The sequence below is a fragment of the Xanthomonas citri pv. citri genome (genome assembly GCF_000961215.1).
GTDB classification, from domain to species: Bacteria; Pseudomonadota; Gammaproteobacteria; order Xanthomonadales; family Xanthomonadaceae; genus Xanthomonas; species Xanthomonas cissicola.
Genome location: NZ_CP008998.1, coordinates 1525687 through 1541701 on the forward strand (window position 1 = coordinate 1525687; position 16015 = coordinate 1541701).

At 65.5% G+C, this 16015-nt stretch carries 15 protein-coding genes; 14 read left to right on the top strand and 1 reads right to left on the bottom strand.

Translation table 11 applies throughout. The annotated features are described in order from the left end of the window. From AMD14_RS07230 to recO, 7 genes are all read left to right on the top strand, one after another. On the top strand, positions 1-1578 hold the full coding sequence (locus tag AMD14_RS07230; protein WP_003488221.1) for a DegQ family serine endoprotease: 1578 nt from the start codon (positions 1-3) through the stop codon (positions 1576-1578). 187 nt (positions 1579-1765) lie between these two features. Next, a complete protein-coding gene (lepA, locus tag AMD14_RS07235) occupies positions 1766-3556 on the top strand; it encodes a translation elongation factor 4 (protein WP_015462980.1) in 1791 nt (596 codons plus the stop codon). Positions 3557-3659: 103 nt separating this feature from the next. Then, entirely contained in the window at positions 3660-4460 is an 801-nt protein-coding gene (gene lepB / locus AMD14_RS07240) for a signal peptidase I (RefSeq protein ID WP_003488217.1), read from the top strand. Beyond that, complete coding sequence (locus AMD14_RS07245; RefSeq protein ID WP_011050845.1) at positions 4461-4868, top strand: DUF4845 domain-containing protein; 408 nt, start codon at positions 4461-4463, stop codon at positions 4866-4868. Further along, positions 4858-5538: a ribonuclease III gene (gene rnc, locus AMD14_RS07250; protein ID WP_003488212.1), complete on the top strand. Its 681-nt coding sequence runs from the start codon at positions 4858-4860 to the stop codon at positions 5536-5538. The genes AMD14_RS07245 and rnc overlap by 11 nt, the downstream gene beginning before the upstream one ends. After that, positions 5535-6434 (top strand): GTPase Era, encoded by a 900-nt coding sequence (gene era / locus AMD14_RS07255; protein ID WP_003488210.1) that lies wholly within the window; start codon positions 5535-5537, stop codon positions 6432-6434. The genes rnc and era overlap by 4 nt, the downstream gene beginning before the upstream one ends. A gap of 235 nt (positions 6435-6669) precedes the next feature. Beyond that, positions 6670-7392, top strand: a complete 723-nt coding sequence (gene recO / locus AMD14_RS07260) for a DNA repair protein RecO (RefSeq protein WP_011050846.1) — start codon at positions 6670-6672, stop codon at positions 7390-7392. 398 nt (positions 7393-7790) lie between these two features. Here the strand turns inward: recO and AMD14_RS07265 are convergent, their stop codons facing one another. After that, positions 7791-8513 (bottom strand): response regulator, encoded by a 723-nt coding sequence (locus AMD14_RS07265; protein WP_003488206.1) that lies wholly within the window; start codon positions 8511-8513, stop codon positions 7791-7793. Between the two features lie 158 nt (positions 8514-8671). On the opposite strand from AMD14_RS07265, the gene rlmD reads away from it, so the two are divergent. The 7 genes from rlmD to AMD14_RS07300 all read left to right on the top strand — a co-directional run bounded on the left by rlmD (position 8672) and on the right by AMD14_RS07300 (position 15976). Continuing rightward, positions 8672-10006 (top strand): 23S rRNA (uracil(1939)-C(5))-methyltransferase RlmD, encoded by a 1335-nt coding sequence (rlmD, locus tag AMD14_RS07270; RefSeq protein WP_005931150.1) that lies wholly within the window; start codon positions 8672-8674, stop codon positions 10004-10006. 86 nt (positions 10007-10092) lie between these two features. Then, positions 10093-10590, top strand: a complete 498-nt coding sequence (locus tag AMD14_RS07275) for a CYTH domain-containing protein (protein ID WP_003488202.1) — start codon at positions 10093-10095, stop codon at positions 10588-10590. A gap of 224 nt (positions 10591-10814) precedes the next feature. After that, positions 10815-11498 carry a DsbA family oxidoreductase gene (locus AMD14_RS07280; protein WP_005934166.1) on the top strand — a complete coding sequence of 228 codons (684 nt, stop codon included), beginning with the start codon at positions 10815-10817 and terminating at the stop codon, positions 11496-11498. Between the two features lie 37 nt (positions 11499-11535). Further along, a complete protein-coding gene (locus tag AMD14_RS07285) occupies positions 11536-12546 on the top strand; it encodes an NAD(P)/FAD-dependent oxidoreductase (RefSeq protein ID WP_011050849.1) in 1011 nt (336 codons plus the stop codon). Positions 12547-12722: 176 nt separating this feature from the next. After that, complete coding sequence (locus tag AMD14_RS07290; protein ID WP_011050850.1) at positions 12723-14300, top strand: cryptochrome/photolyase family protein; 1578 nt, start codon at positions 12723-12725, stop codon at positions 14298-14300. Positions 14301-14417: 117 nt separating this feature from the next. Further along, positions 14418-15422 (top strand): beta-N-acetylhexosaminidase, encoded by a 1005-nt coding sequence (gene nagZ, locus AMD14_RS07295; protein ID WP_011050851.1) that lies wholly within the window; start codon positions 14418-14420, stop codon positions 15420-15422. Next, on the top strand, positions 15422-15976 hold the full coding sequence (locus tag AMD14_RS07300) for a hypoxanthine-guanine phosphoribosyltransferase (protein ID WP_003488192.1): 555 nt from the start codon (positions 15422-15424) through the stop codon (positions 15974-15976). The genes nagZ and AMD14_RS07300 overlap by 1 nt, the downstream gene beginning before the upstream one ends. Positions 15977-16015 lie beyond the last annotated feature (39 nt).

The window sequence follows — 16015 nt, forward strand, 5'->3', positions numbered from 1 at the left end:
ATGAACCATCGCATCCGCACCCAGATGTTCGGCCTGATCGCCATGACCCTGCCGCTGGCCGCCTGCGCGCAGCAGCCCGCACCCGCTGCCAAGGACCTCGCCCCGATTGCTGCCAATCGCAGTGCAACGCCAGCGCCGCAGCTGGTGGCGGGGCTGCCGGACTTCACCAATCTGGTCGAGCAGGTCGGCCCGGGTGTGGTCAATATCGAAACCACCATTACCCGCAAGGATGCCATGGCGCGTCAGCAGCGCAGTGGCCCGGGTGGTCGTGGCGGTGGTGCGATGCCGGATGACGATCAGATGCCGGAATTCTTCCGCCGCTTTTTCGGGCCGGACTTCCAGATGCCGGGCGGTCCGCGGCAGGGGCCCGGTGGCGGCGATGACGACGGCGGCATCGCCGGCAAGTCGATGGGCTCGGGCTTCATCATCTCGGCCGACGGCTACGTCCTGACCAATCATCACGTGGTCGATGGCGCCAGCGAGGTGACCGTCAAGCTCACCGACCGCCGCGAGTTCAAGGCCAAGGTGGTGGGTAGCGACGAGCAATACGACGTGGCGCTGCTGAAGATCGAGGCCAAGGGCCTGCCGACCGTGCGCCTGGGCGATTCCAACACGCTCAAGCCGGGGCAGTGGGTGGTGGCGATCGGCTCGCCGTTCGGCCTGGATCACTCGGTCACCGCCGGCATCGTCAGCGCCACCGGCCGCAGCAATCCGTACGCCGACCAGCGCTACGTGCCCTTCATCCAGACCGACGTGGCGATCAACCAGGGTAATTCCGGCGGCCCGCTGCTCAATACGCGTGGCGAAGTGGTCGGCATCAATTCGCAGATCTTCTCCGCGTCCGGCGGCTACATGGGCATCAGTTTCGCGATCCCGATCGACCTGGCCTTCAGCGCGGCCGAGCAGATCAAGGCCACCGGCCACGTGAGTCGCGGCATGCTGGGCGTGGCGGTCGGCCCGATCGACTCGCTCAAGGCGCAAGGCCTGGGCTTGCCGGATAGCCGTGGTGCCCTGGTCAACGATATCCCGGCCGGTAGCCCGGCGGCCAAGGCCGGCATCGAGGTGGGCGATGTGATCCGGGCGGTGAACGGCAAGTCGATCGATGTCGCCAGCGATCTGCCGCCAATGATCGGGCTGATGGCGCCTGGTACCAAGGTGACCCTGGACGTCTTGCGCGACGGCAAGCCGCGCACCGTGACGGTCACCCTGGCACCGTTGCAGGACGGCACCGGGAACGCCGCGCCGCGCACCGCCGCCGAGGAGGCCAAGCCCGGCGCGCCGGCCAGCGTGGAGTTGCTCGGCCTGCAAGTCGCCGACCTGACCGCCGCCGAACGCAGCCGCCTGGGCCTGGAAGTGGGCGAGGGTGTGCGTATTGCCGCGGTCACGGGCGCGGCGGCACGCAGCACCCAGCCGCCGCTGTCGCCGGGGCTGATCATCGCCCGCGTGGGCCGGACCAAGGTCGGCAGCGTCGCCGAGCTCAACCGCGCCCTGTCCAGCTACAAGAAGGGCGACGTGGTCATGCTGCTGGTGACCGACGGCAAGGCGACCAGCTACGTGGCCTTGAAGGCCGGCGGCTAACGCAGGGAATGGAGAATCGGGAATCGGGAATGGCAAGAGCGGCTCCGCGATACGGGAGCACGCCTGGCTTTTCCGATTCCCCACTCCCGATTCCCAATTCCCGGCCCCAGAGGGGTCGGCCGTGCGATAATGCTGCGTTACCCTGACGACGGCTGCGCCGGCGCCCACCTCAATGTCCTCTGATTCAATGCGGAACATCCGCAATTTCTCCATCATTGCCCACGTCGACCACGGCAAATCCACCCTGGCCGACCGCATCATCCAGCTGTGCGGCGGCCTGCAGGCGCGCGAGATGGAGGCCCAGGTGCTCGACTCCAACCCGATCGAGCGCGAACGCGGCATCACCATCAAGGCGCAGTCGGTGTCCCTGCCGTACACGGCAAAGGACGGGCAGACCTACCACCTGAATTTCATCGACACCCCCGGGCACGTCGACTTCTCCTATGAAGTCAGCCGCTCGCTGGCTGCGTGCGAAGGTGCGCTGCTGGTGGTGGATGCGGCGCAGGGCGTGGAAGCGCAGTCGGTGGCCAACTGCTACACCGCGGTGGAGCAGGGGCTGGAAGTGGTGCCGGTGCTCAACAAGATCGACCTGCCCACGGCCGATGTCGACCGCGCCAAGGCCGAGATCGAAGCGGTGATCGGCATCGATGCCGAAGACGCGGTGGCGGTGAGCGCCAAGACCGGTCTGAACATCGATCTGGTGCTGGAAGCGATCGTGCATCGCATCCCGCCGCCCAAGCCGCGCGACACCGACAAGCTGCAGGCGCTGATCATCGATTCCTGGTTCGACAACTACCTGGGCGTGGTCTCGCTGGTGCGCGTGATGCAGGGCGAGATCAAGCCCGGCAGCAAGATCCTGGTGATGTCCACCGGGCGCACCCATCTGGTCGACAAGGTCGGCGTGTTCACCCCCAAGCGTAAGGAACTGCCGGCGCTCGGCGCCGGCGAGGTGGGCTGGATCAACGCGTCCATCAAGGACGTGCACGGCGCACCGGTCGGCGACACCCTGACCCTGGCCGGCGATCCGGCGCCGCATGCCTTGCCCGGCTTCCAGGAAATGCAGCCGCGCGTGTTCGCCGGTCTGTTCCCGGTCGATGCCGAGGATTACCCGGATCTGCGCGAAGCGTTGGACAAGTTGCGCCTGAACGATGCCGCGCTGCGCTTCGAGCCGGAAAGCTCCGAAGCGATGGGCTTCGGCTTCCGCTGCGGCTTCTTGGGCATGCTGCACATGGAAATCGTGCAGGAGCGCCTGGAGCGCGAGTACAACCTGGACCTGATCAGCACCGCACCGACCGTGGTGTATGAAGTGCTCAAGACCGATGGCACGGTCATCAACATGGACAACCCGGCCAAGTTGCCGCAGTTGAACCTGGTGCAGGAAATCCGCGAGCCCATCATTCGCGCCAACGTCCTCACGCCCGAGGAGTACATCGGCAACATCATCAAGCTGTGCGAGGAAAAGCGCGGCACCCAGATCGGCATCAACTACCTGGGCAGCCAGGTGCAGATCAGCTACGAGCTGCCGATGGCCGAGGTGGTGCTGGATTTCTTCGACAAGCTCAAGTCGGTCAGCCGTGGCTACGCCTCGCTGGATTACCACTTCGTGCGTTTCGACGCCGGCCCGTTCGTGCGCGTGGACGTGCTGATCAACGGCGACAAGGTCGATGCGTTGTCGTTGATCGTGCACCGCGGCCACGCCGATCGTCGCGGCCGCGAGCTGTGCGAAAAGATGAAAGACCTGATCCCCCGGCAGATGTTCGACGTGGCGATCCAGGCCGCGATCGGCTCGCAGATCATCTCGCGCTCCACGGTCAAGGCGATGCGCAAGAACGTGCTGGCCAAGTGCTATGGTGGCGACGTTTCGCGCAAGAAGAAGCTGCTGGAAAAGCAGAAAGAAGGCAAGAAACGCATGAAGCAGGTCGGCCGCGTGGAGATTCCGCAGGAGGCCTTCCTGGCTGTCCTGCAGATGGACAAGTAGCAGGGAATGGTGAATCGGGAATCGGGAATCGTAAGAGCCTGCGTGCTCCTGCTGTTCCTATTCCCCATTCGCGATTCTCGATTCCCTTTCCGAAGGAACATCAATGAAATGGTTTGAGATCATCCTGGTTGTCCTGACGCTGGGCAGCGGCTTCATCTGGCTGCTGGACAAGCTGTTTCTGGCCAAGCGGCGTGCGGCGCGTGCCGGGTTGCTGGACAGCGAGCCGGCGATCGTCGATTACTCGCGCGCCTTTTTCCCGGTGCTGGCGGTGGTGCTGATCCTGCGCAGCTTCGTGGCCGAGCCGTACAAGATTCCGTCCAGTTCGATGATGCCCAACCTGCTGATCGGCGATTTCATCCTGGTCAACAAGTTCGCCTACGGTTTCCGCCTGCCGATCACCAATACCAAGTTCATTCCCACCGGCGAGCCCAAGCGCGGCGACGTGGTGGTGTTCAAGCCGCCGCACGCGCCGGACCAGAACTGGATCAAGCGCGTGGTGGGCCTGCCGGGCGACAAGATCGGCTTCCACGGCGATACGCTGTACATCAACGACAAGCCGATGCATTACACGGTCAAGGGCGAGTACATCGGCAAGGGCAAGGGCGCCGAGATGACCGGCACCACGCTGCTGGTCGAGGATCTGCCGGGCCGCACGCATACCGTGCTGGAATGGCTGGACCGCAACATGCCGGCCGGGCAGGGCGACTGGACCGTGCCGGCGGACAGCTATTTCGTGATGGGGGATAATCGCGACAACAGCGAGGACAGCCGGTTCTGGACCCAAACGCACTTTCTGCCGGAAGCCAATCTGCGCGGCAAGGCGTTCCTGATCTGGCTCAATTGCGAAGGATGGTTCTGCAAGGGGAGTTTCGATCCATCGCGGATCGGGACTGGAATCCAGTAAATGCACGCACGGCGTGCCAGGGGAAGCACAATGAAGCGCAAGCAAAGCGGTATGACGTTGACGTCGTTCGTGGTGGTGCTGGCGGTGGTGGGATTCGGTCTGTACATCGGGATGAAGCTGTTCCCGATGTATCAGGAGTATTACGCAGTGCGTACGTCGATGAAGGGCCTGGCGAATGAGGCTGGCAGTGCCGACATGGATCCGTCCAAGTTGCAGGAAATGTTCTTCAAGCGGCTCGATATCAATGCGTCCGAAAGCGTGAAGCGCGAGAACGTCAAGTTCGAGCGGATCGAAGGCGGCTGGCGCATGAAGGTCAATTACGAAGTCCGCCGCGAGCTGGTTGGCAATCTGGATGTGGTCGGCAAGTTCGATACGGCACAGGATCTGACGAAGCGCGGTGTCGAATAGAACCTTCCAACGCGGTGATCCGATCGGGCACGCATTCGCCGATCCGGCTCTGCTCGCCCAGGCGCTGCGGCATCGCAGCGCCGGGACGCCGCACAACGAGCGACTGGAATTTCTCGGCGACGGCATCGTCAACCTGCTGATCGCCGAGGCGCTGTATCACCGGTGGCCCAAGGCCGATGAAGGCGCATTGACCCGTGCACGTGCCGAGCTCGTACGCGAAGGTGCGCTGGCAGTCATCGGGCGTACGCTCAATTTGGGCGAACGTCTCACGCTTGGCCCAGGCGAGCTGAAGTCCGGTGGTCACCGGCGCGATTCGATCCTGGCCGATGCGGTCGAAGCGATCGTCGCTGCCATCTACCTGGACTGCGGTTTCGAGCGTTGCCGTGCGGTGGTGCTGCCGTGGTTCGAAGCCTCGCTGGCGGCATTGCCGGTGGGCAAGGCAGAGAAGGATCCCAAGACCCGGCTGCAGGAATGGCTGCAGGCGCGCCAGCTGCCGCTGCCCACTTACGCGCTGATCAGCGAGAGCGGCGACGAGCATGCCAAGCAGTTCCACGTCGCCTGCATTCTGGAGCAGCCCGTTGCCCGCGCCGAGGGCCAGGGCACCTCGCGTCGCCTCGCAGAGCAACAGGCGGCGACTCTTGTCATCGCACAACTGGATTCAAACACGTGAGCGAAATCACTTCCCCTCACCGCAGCGGTAGCGTTGCGGTGATCGGCCGGCCCAACGTCGGCAAGTCCACCCTGACCAACGCCCTGGTCGGCGCGAAGGTCAGCATCGTCTCCAACCGGCCGCAGACCACGCGCCATCGGTTGCTGGGCATCGCCACCTTCCCGGAAGGACAGCTGGTGCTGGTCGATACTCCGGGATTGCACCGCGAGCAGAAGCGCGCAATGAACCGGGTGATGAATCGCGCTGCGCGCGGCTCGCTCGAGGGGGTGGACGCGGCGGTCCTGGTGATCGAAGCCGGCCGCTGGGACGAGGAAGACACGCTGGCGTTTCGCGTGCTCAGCGACGCCGGCGTGCCGGTGGTGCTGGTGGTGAACAAGGTCGACCGGCTCAAGGACAAGACCGCGCTGTTCCCGTTCCTGGCCCAGGTCAGCGAGGGGCGCACCTTCGCCGCCGTGCATCCGGTGTCTGCGCTCAAGCGCAAGGGCCTGGACGCGTTGGTCGGCGACCTGCTCAAGCTGGTGCCCGAAGCCGAGGCGATGTTCGGCGAAGACGAGATCACCGACCGCAGTCAGCGCTTTTTGGCCGGCGAACTGGTGCGGGAGCAGCTGATGCGTCAGCTCGGCGAAGAGCTGCCGTATGCCACCACCGTTGAGATCGAGCGTTTCGCCGAAGATGGCGCGCTGCTGCGCATCGGTGCGGTGATCTGGGTCGAGCGCGAAGGCCAGAAGGCGATCGTGATAGGCAAGGGCGGCACCCGGTTGAAAGAAATTGGCGGCAAGGCGCGCCTGCAGATGGAGCGCCTGTTCGGTGCCAAGGTGTTCCTGGAAACCTGGGTGCGCGTGCGCGAAGGCTGGTCGGACGACGAGGCGGCGCTGAAGGCGTTCGGGTACGAATGAGGCCGGGAAGGCCGGGACCCGGGACCCGGGTCCCGGGTCCCGGAAAAAAAAGCTGGGTCAGGCTTTTGGTCGGCATGCTGCCGAGGAGAGGTTTTTTCGTTTTTTTCAGATTTGGGTGCTGCGCTGACGGCATTGGCTCGGCGCTCGATCGCCGCGCCGCGCGGCACTTCGACGGCCGATCCGGCGCTTTTCCAGGGTCCCCGGTCCCGGATCCCCAATCCCGGCTTTCCCTCCCATGCTGATCGAGCACGAGCGCGGGTTCGTGCTGCATGTACGGGCCTGGCGCGAGACCAGCCTGCTGGTGGAAGTGCTGACCGAGCAACACGGGCGGGTGGGGCTGCTGGCGCGCGGTGTGCAGGGGCCGCGCAAGCAGGCGCTGCGCGCGGCTTTGCAGCCCTTGCAGCTGATCCAGTTCAGTGCCGTGCAGCGCGGCGAGCTGGCCCAACTGCGCCAGGCCGAAGCCCTGGATACCGCGCCGCGGCTAGCCGGCGACACCATGCTGGCCGGTTTCTACATCGGCGAATTGTTGCTGCGCCTGGCGCCGCGTCACGATCCAGTGCCCGAACTTTATGCCTGTTATGCGCAGGCACGTCGCCACCTGGCCTCCGATCTGCCGTTGGCGTGGGGCCTGCGCCGGTTCGAGCGCGACGTGCTGGAGGGGCTGGGGTTCGCTTTCGATCTGCAGCACGACAGCGAGGGGCAACCGATCGACCCGGCAGCACGATATCGGCTGGATCCGCAGGACGGCGCCTTGCGCGTGTTGAGCGAACGGCTAGCTCAGGATCGCCGCGAAACCGTCACCGGTGCGGCGCTGCTGGCGCTGGGCCAAGACGTCATGCCGGACGCGGACGACATGCCCGGCCTGCGGCGCAGCATGCGCGGCGTGCTGCTGCATCATCTGGGCGGGCGTGGCCTGAAATCCTGGGAAATGCTCGAGGATCTCGCGCGCCGTCGTTGATGGCGCGGAGCGCTGGACGCGCATGCGCGATTGCGCCGGCAAAAGTCCAGCTGCGGCCGGCGATACCACGACCCAGCAGCGAATTGAGCGAAGCGGGTACTCGGAACCGACAGACAGCACCTTGCCGGTCGGTTCCGAAAGCCCTTCGGCATGCACCCGACAACGACCGCCACTCTCGTTCTCCGATGTGGACCGGGCGAGCAGCAAATGCAGGCGCCCTGCGTCGAGCCCGGAGCTCGTCCAGGCAGTCAAGCGCCTGCAAGTGGAGACGGTGCTATCTGCAATACGCAGCTCGATCAGCAAAACGGCGATACATCGACCATGGCGGCGAGCCGGACGCGCACCGACGCCCGCGTCTTGCGCATCTCGTCAGGCAGGAGGCGCTGCGATGGGTTCGCTCAATGCAACAACGCAGCCACCGCCGCATGGAATTGGGTGCGTGCGGTGCGCGAGTGCGGGTCGCCGCGCAGCAGGCGCACCGCGCCGGCAAGCCGTGCCGCGCCGACGAAGCCGCAGCTGGCTTGCAACCGATGAAGATGGCTGCGTAAAGCCTGCTCGTCGCTGATCTGCAAGGCCGAATCCACCGCATCCCGTGTACTCGGCAGCTCGGCCAGGAACAGTTCGCGCAGGGCATTGAGATGATGCTGCTGGCCGTTGAGCGCACTCAGCGCAGCGGTCTCGTCCCAGTCGCTGGCGGCGATGTCCAGCACGCCCACCGGGGCCACGCTGTAGCGACCGCGTGCCAGGCCGCGCCGCACCGCCTGCAGCAGGCGCTCGGAGGTCAGCGGTTTGACCAGCATTTCCAGAAACCCGTCGGACTGCAAGCTGTTCTGCATCGACATGGTCGCGTCGGCGGTGTGCGCCAGTGCCGGCACGTCCGGGTGCAGCAGGCGCAATGCACGCAGCAGACCGCTACCGGTGCCATCGGGGAGGTTGACGTCGATCAGCCAGAGGTCATGGCGACGTTCGCGCGCGCGGTCGAGTGCGGAAGAAAGGGAATCGGCACAGTCGACCGTGGCCGGGAGACTTTCAAGGACAGCCTGTAAGAATCCGCGGCTGATCGGGTCGTCTTCCACCAGCAGTAGGCGTGGGTGGGGTTCCTGGCGTGTGGCCATGTTCATGCTGCCTCCTTGTCAGCGATGCCGCGTCCTGATTTGTCGCGCGCAGCGGGAGTTTGCCTGTGTTTGTGGGGCGCGACAATTGTTGCGCTGACCGGCGCGGCCTCCGTCGATCGCATCTGCGACAATACGCACCCTTTTTGCCCGCAGCTTGTCGCCACGTGGCCAGAACCAGAAACCGTCTCGACCGAACCCCCTTCCAGACCGCGGTCACCGACCTGAGCCATGACGGCCGCGGGGTCGCCCGCCGCGACGGCGAGGGCGGCAAGGTCACCTTCATCAGCGGCGCCTTGCCGGGCGAGTTGGTGCGCGCCGAACCTACCGCCCGTAGCCGGCATTTCGATGAGGCCAAGACCGTGGGGGTGCTGGAGGCATCGCCGCAGCGGGTCACCCCGCGCTGCCCGCACTTTGGCGTCTGCGCAGGCTGTGTGTTGCAGCATCTGGAGGAATCGCAGCAGATCGTGGCCAAACAGCGCGTACTGATGGATAACCTGGAGCGTATCGGTCATGTCACTCCGCAAGCCGTGCTGCCTGCGCTGACCGGCGACAACTGGGGGTACCGGCGCAAGGGCAGGTTCTCGGTGCGTCGTGTCGAGAAGAAGGACAAGACCTTGGTCGGCTTTCGTGAGCTCGACCCGCGGTTCGTGGCCGATCTGTCCGTTTGCTACACGGTGATTCCGCAGATCGGCGAGAAGATCCCCTTGCTTGCCGCGCTGATCGAAGGCATGGATGGCAAGCGCGACATTCCGCAGATCGAATTCATCGCCGGCGACGATGCGGTGGCCTTGACCATTCGGCATATGCAGCCGCTCAGCGAACGCGACCGCCAGGCCTGGATCACATTTGCCCAGGAGCACGGCTTTGCGATTTTTCTGCAGCCCGGCGGGGTGGACAGCGTGCAGCCGCTGTGGCCGCAGGAAGTGCCGCTATCGTTCCGCTTGCCGCAGTGGGATGTGGAACTAGCGTTCCGGCCGCTGGACTTTATTCAGGTCAACGCGTCGCTCAATCAGAAGATGATCGCGCATGCAGTCGCGCTGTTGGAGGCCAAGCCCGACGACCGCGTGCTGGACCTGTTCTGCGGCCTGGGCAACTTCACCCTGCCGCTGGCGCGCGTAGTGCGCGAAGTGGTGGGTGTGGAAGGCGACGCCGGACTTGTGGCACGGGCGAAGGAGAACGCCCAGCGCAATGGCCTGGACAATGCGCAGTTCTACGCCGCCGACCTGACCCAGGATCAGCGCAGCGCACCCTGGATGCGCCAGGGCTTCGACAAGCTGCTGCTGGACCCGCCGCGCTCGGGCGCCCTGGAAGTGCTGCAGCAGTTGCCGTTGAAGACGTTCCAGCGCATCGTCTATGTGAGCTGCCATCCTGGCTCGCTGGCGCGCGACGCCGGTTATCTGGTCAACGAGCAGGGCTTCACGCTGGTCTCGGCGGGCGCGATGGACATGTTCCCGCACACCGCGCACGTGGAAAGCATTGCGGTGTTTGAGAGGCGGTGAATCGGGAGTAGGCAGTAGGGAATCGTAACGGCGAACGGCTTATGCTTTTGCCATTCCCGATTCCCGATTCCCGATTCCCGATTCCCATGCCCACAGAAATCGAACGCAAATTCCTGGTCACCGGCGATGGCTGGCGCGACGCCGCGCATGCGGTGATTCCGATGGCGCAGGGCTATATCAACGACCAGGCGGCGCTGCGCAGCGGCACGCAGCATGCCTCGGTACGGGTGCGCATTCAGGGCGAAAGCGCATTTCTCAATCTGAAATCGCGCGAAGTGGGGCATACGCGGCAGGAGTTCGAATATCCGATTCCACTTGCCGATGCACGCGCATTGCTGGCGCTGTGCGTAGGCGGCCTGATCGACAAACGCCGGCATCTGGTCGCCTACCAGGGCCATGTGTGGGAAGTGGACGAATTCCTCGGCGACAACGCCGGTCTGATCGTGGCCGAGATCGAACTCGAACGCCCCGACGAAGCATTCGCCACACCGGAATGGCTCGGGACCGAAGTCACCGACGACGTGCGCTATTACAACCTGGCGTTGGCCTCGCATCCGTTCAAGCAGTGGAACGGGGATTTGTGATTCGGAATTTGGCACTCGCAAAGGCGGGCACGCGGCTCGGCGCCTCGGAGGCCTGATGCGGGAGGTGCAGTGGGTGATTCGCAAGAACAGATGATGCGCGGCACCAGGGCGCTTTGCAGCGCGACATCATGGCTCCCCAATTTCAGCAGTGGCAAACGCTTTGCGATTGCAGAATCCCGTCTATGCTCTGCCAATCCCGAATCACCACGAACGAACCCCAGCTCATGCGCATCGACATCTGGTCCGACGTAGTGTGCCCCTGGTGCTGGATCGGCAAACGCCGTTTCCAGGCCGCCCTCGCGGCGCTTGGTGCGCAGGCGCCGGCCCTGGATATTCACTACCACGCGTTCCAGCTTGATCCGGATGCCGGCCTGGAGCCGACGCCATTGCGCGAGGCGCTGGCGCTGAAGTTCGGCGGTACGGCACGGGTCGAGCAGATCCTGGCGCAGACCCAGGCCACTGCGCAGGCGGAGGGCTTGCCGCTGGATTTTGGCCGTGGGCAGGTGCAGGTCAGCACGCTGCGTGCGCATCGTTTGATCTGGCTGGCCAGCCACGAGGGCGATGTGGATGCGGTCATGGAAGCGCTGTTCCATGCGCATTTTGCCGAAGGCCGTAACGTCGGCGCGACCGACACGCTGGTGCGTGCCGGTGCGGCCGGCGGCCTTGCGGCGGCCCGTGTGCAGGCGATGCTGGAATCGGACGAAGGCAGCGTCGAGGTACAAGCGCAGCTGGCGCAGGCGGCCGCGTTGGGCATCCGCGCAGTGCCCAGTTTTGTGATCGACGGTCGTGCGCTGATCCAGGGCGCGCAGCCGCCGGAAAGTTTTGCGCAGGCGCTGCTGCAGTTGGCGGCCGAATCGACGCCAGTCGGCGGCCCTGATGCCTGCGGGCCCGACGGCTGCGCGGTGTGACGCATGCCTGCCGCATGCACCGTCACCTGGGCGATGCATGACACCGCCCGACCGCGTGCAGACGATCGCCGTGATCGGCGCCGGGCTGGCCGGGCTGGTCTGCGCGCAGCAGCTGCAGGCGGGCGGCCATGCGGTGACGGTGTTCGATCAGGCCCAGACCCCGGGTGGCCGCATGCGCCACTACAGCGCCGAGCAGTGGCAATGCGATCACGGAGCGCAGTATTTCACCGCGCGCGATCCTGCATTTGCAGCGGTCGTGGATGCCTGGATCGATGCCGGGATCGCCGCGCCCTGGCAGGCACGTATCGCAAGCTGGGACGGCACGCGGTTGCGCCGATCACAGAGCGCGCTGACGCGTTATGTAGGTGTTCCCGAGATGCCCGCGCCGGCGCGTACGCTTGCCGCGCAGTTGGATGTGCGTCTGTGTGCCGAGGTGCACGCGCTGCGGCGCGGCCGGCAGGGATGGCGCGTATCGGTGTCGCAAGACGCTGCAGAGCCTCTGTTCGACACGGTGCTGCTGGCCGTCCCGGCACCGAATGCGGCTGCGTTAGTCGCGCAGGCCGCGCCTGCGTTGCGGACGATTGCCGAGCAGGTGCGCATGCAGCCTGCATGGGCGGTGATGGCGCGCTTCGATGCGCCAATCGATCCAGGTTACGACGCGCTGTTCGTCAATGCCGGCGCGTTACGCTGGGTGGCGCGCAACTCCAGCAAGCCCGCGCGTGCGGGTGCGGAGACCTGGCTGCTGCATGCAACGGCCGAGTGGAGCCAGGCGCATTGCGATGCCATGCCTGGGCACGTCATCGCCAGCCTCGTGCCGGAGCTTGCGGCGCTCGGTTTGCCGATACCGCGGTCCTGCGATGCTTTTTTCTGGAAAGTCGCCAGCAGCGCCCCCGCGTTGCAGATCGGTTGCGTCTGGGACGCGCAGCTTGGCATGGGCATGTGTGGCGACTGGTTGGCAGGCGGCAAGGTGGAGGGGGCATGGCAGAGTGGAATGGCGTTGGCCCAGCTTGTGTCTGCCGGCGACGCGCCGCACAGCGCTTGCGACTGACGCTGTGCCAAGCAGCGCAGAACAGAGGGTGATGCGGTGCAAGTCCATACCGCGGTCATGGCAGTCGTTCGTGCATGCGTTCCCGGTGACTCGAATTTTTTTCGGGTCGAAGGCGTGCCCATGCGCCGCATCGGCCCGGACGCGCCCCGCATCCGGCATGATCGGGCGTCACTCTGATGCATGATTCCAGCGCACTTATCGCGCAAACCAACCCACAAACGCCGGCCCATACGCTGCGTTTGATTCTGGGCGACCAGCTCAATGCGCAACACAGCTGGTTCGCGACGCGCGATGCGGGCGTGGTCTATGTGTTGATGGAAGTGCGGCAGGGAACCGACTACGTGCTGCATCACGCGCAGAAGGTCCTGGCGATCTTCGCGGCCATGCGCGCGTTCGCTGCGGGATTGCGGCGTGCCGGGCATCGGGTGCGCTATGTGACGATCGACAACGCCAGCAACCGGCAGTCGATCCCGCACAACCTCGAGGCGCTGATGGCGCATTACCGTGCCGGAGATCTGGAATACCAGGCCCCGGACGAATGGCGGCTGGACGAAGCACTACAGCATTGGAGCGCCGCGCAACCCTTTGCCACGCGCATGGTCGACAGCGAACATTTTCTGACCGCGCGCAATGAGGTCGCCGCCTGTTTTCCTACCGGCAGCCCATGGCGCATGGAAGTGTTTTATCGGCGTATGCGGCGCCAGCATCGGATCCTGCTCGATGCCGCCGGCGAACCGGAAGGCGGGCGCTGGAACTTCGATCACGACAATCGTGCGCCGTGGCCGGGCGACCCGCCTGCGCCACAGGATTGGCGCACGACTCACGATCACAGCGCGGTATGGCACACGATCGAAGCCGCCGGCGTGCGCAGTTTTGGCGCACCGAACGCGCAAGCCCTGCCATGGCCGCTGGATCGCGATGAGGCCTTGCAGCATCTGGAGGCTTTCATCGCGCATGCATTGCCCGATTTCGGCCGCTACGAGGATGCGATGAGCACGCGTAGCCCGCGCCTGTTCCATTCGCTGCTCTCGTTCGCGCTCAACGTCAAGATGCTGCATCCGCGCGAAGCGATCGCGCGCGCCGAGGCGGCATGGCGGCAAGGGCATGCGCCGTTGGCGGCGGTGGAAGGCTTCATCCGGCAGATTCTGGGCTGGCGCGAATATGTGCGCGGTGTGTATTGGTCGCAGATGCCCGGCTACGCGGAATCGAATCATCTCGACCAGCATGCACCGCTGCCGCACTGGTTCTGGGACGGGCAGATCGGCATGCGCTGCCTGGCCGATGCGGTCGGCAATTCCTTGGCCAACGCGCATGCGCATCACATCCAACGGCTGATGGTGATCGGCAATTTTGCGCTGCTGGCGGGGCTGGACCCGCAGGCCCTGCACCGCTGGTACCTTGGCGTGTACATCGATGCCTTCGAGTGGGTGGAGCTGCCCAATACGGTGGGCATGAGCCAGTTCGCCGATGGCGGCCTGCTGGGCAGCAAGCCGTATATCAGCGGCGCGGCGTACATCGATCGCATGAGCGACTATTGCGATGGCTGTCGCTACCAGCGCAAGCAGCGGGTCGGGCCGAACGCGTGCCCGTACAACGCGCTGTACTGGGATTTCCTGCAGCGCCAGCGCCCGCTGTTGGGCGCCAACGAACGCCTGGCACTGCCCTACCGTCAGCTCGACGGTATGGCCCCCGAGATGCTGGCACAGGTGCGGGCCCAGGCCGCGTACTGGCGGGCCCACCTCGAGGTGCTGTGAGCCTGCTCGCAGCGCCCGCAGGGGCGCGCAGCTGAATGCGCGATCTGACGCTGCCACGCGCATCTGCGACAATGCCGCGCTGCGCCACCATGGCGCCTGGCCCGGGAGTCCCCCAACATGCTTCTGATCGGCGTTGCCGGTACCGAACTCAGCGCACAGGAACGCGATTGGCTGCAGCACGATGCGGTTGCCGGCGTGGTGCTGTTCAAGCGCAACTTCGCCTCGCGCACCCAGGTGGCCGAGCTGTCGGCCGCCATTCGCGCCGCCGCGCCGCGCCCGGTGCTGATCTGCGTGGACCAGGAAGGTGGGCGCGTGCAGCGGTTTCGCGAAGGATTCAGCGCGCTGGCGCCGTTGCAAAGCTTCGGTGCGCAATACGCCCAGGACCCGGAGGCTGCACTGGCCGCCGCGCGCGCGCATGCGCAGTTGATGGCCAGCGAAGTCCGCGCCAGCGGCGTGGACCTGAGCTTTGCGCCGGTGGTGGACCTGGGCCGCGGCAACCGGGCCATTGGCGATCGCGCCTTCAGCGATGAGCCGCAGATCGTGGCCACCTTCACGCGCGCCTATGTACAGGCGCTGCATGGGGCCGGCATGGCCGCCACGCTCAAGCATTTCCCCGGCCACGGCACCGTGCTGGAAGACACCCATGTCGACCACGCCAGCGACCCGCGGCCGCTGGAGGTGCTGCAGGCCGAAGACCTGGTGCCGTTCGTGGCGGGGATCGAGGCCGGCGCCGACGCCGTGATGATGGCGCACGTGGTCTACCCGCAGGTCGCCCCGGAGCCGGCCGGCTATTCGCAGCGCTGGATCGAGCAGATCCTGCGCGGCCAGATGGGCTTCCGCGGCGTGGTCTTTTCCGACGACATCGGCATGGCCGCCTCGTTCAGTGCCGGCGGGGTGGCGGGTCGTGTGCATGCGCATCTGGATGCCGGCTGCGACGTGGTGCTGGTGTGCCACCCGGAACTGGTCGCCGAATCGCTGCAGGCCGTGCAGGGCCGCAGCCTCAATACCGCCGCATTGATCGGCCTGATCGGCCGCGGCGCACTAGGTTGGGATGGCCTGCTCGCCGGCACCGATGCCTCATTTACCACTCCTCTTTCTGCCCATTTCGGAACAACTGCCTGATGTCCACGCTCACCATTTCCCAGGCCCTGGCCCAAGCCGATCTGCTGGTCGACCGTCCGGCCATCGATGCCGCCGTTGCCACCATCGCCGATGCGATCGCACGCGACTACGCCGGCGAAGTGCCGGTGTATCTCACCATCATGCACGGTGCGCTGCCGTTCTCCGGACAGCTGGCGCTGGAGCTGGGCGCACGCGGCCAGGACCTGCAATTCGATTACCTGCATGCCACCCGTTACCGCGGTGAAACCACCGGTGGCGAACTGGTGTGGAAGCACCGCCCGGCCACCGCGCTGTTCGGCCGCCGCGTGATCCTGGTCGACGACATTCTCGACGAGGGTTACACGCTGCAGGGCGTGCGCCAGTGGTGCCTGGAGCAGGGCGCCACCGACGTGCGCGTGGCGGTATTGACCGTCAAGCGGCACGACCGTTGCGTGCCGGGCGTGACGGCCGACTACGTGGGTGTGGAAGTGCCCGACCGTTACGTGTTCGGCTTCGGCATGGACGTCAACGAGCAGCTACGCGGCATTCCTGCCATCTATGCGATGAAGCAGTAACGCTCGAAATCCATGCCCGCATCGTTGCGGGCAGCTTGG

Coding starts and splice junctions, on each gene's coding strand:
- AMD14_RS07230 (WP_003488221.1), top strand. CDS start 1: ATGAACCATCGCATCCGCACCCAGATGTTCGGCCTGATCGCCATGACC.
- lepA (WP_015462980.1), top strand. CDS start 1,766: ATGCGGAACATCCGCAATTTCTCCATCATTGCCCACGTCGACCACGGC.
- lepB (WP_003488217.1), top strand. CDS start 3,660: ATGAAATGGTTTGAGATCATCCTGGTTGTCCTGACGCTGGGCAGCGGC.
- AMD14_RS07245 (WP_011050845.1), top strand. CDS start 4,461: ATGCACGCACGGCGTGCCAGGGGAAGCACAATGAAGCGCAAGCAAAGC.
- recO (WP_011050846.1), top strand. CDS start 6,670: ATGCTGATCGAGCACGAGCGCGGGTTCGTGCTGCATGTACGGGCCTGG.
- AMD14_RS07265 (WP_003488206.1), bottom strand. CDS start 8,513: ATGAACATGGCCACACGCCAGGAACCCCACCCACGCCTACTGCTGGTG.
- AMD14_RS07275 (WP_003488202.1), top strand. CDS start 10,093: ATGCCCACAGAAATCGAACGCAAATTCCTGGTCACCGGCGATGGCTGG.
- AMD14_RS07280 (WP_005934166.1), top strand. CDS start 10,815: ATGCGCATCGACATCTGGTCCGACGTAGTGTGCCCCTGGTGCTGGATC.
- AMD14_RS07285 (WP_011050849.1), top strand. CDS start 11,536: ATGACACCGCCCGACCGCGTGCAGACGATCGCCGTGATCGGCGCCGGG.
- AMD14_RS07290 (WP_011050850.1), top strand. CDS start 12,723: ATGCATGATTCCAGCGCACTTATCGCGCAAACCAACCCACAAACGCCG.
- nagZ (WP_011050851.1), top strand. CDS start 14,418: ATGCTTCTGATCGGCGTTGCCGGTACCGAACTCAGCGCACAGGAACGC.
- AMD14_RS07300 (WP_003488192.1), top strand. CDS start 15,422: ATGTCCACGCTCACCATTTCCCAGGCCCTGGCCCAAGCCGATCTGCTG.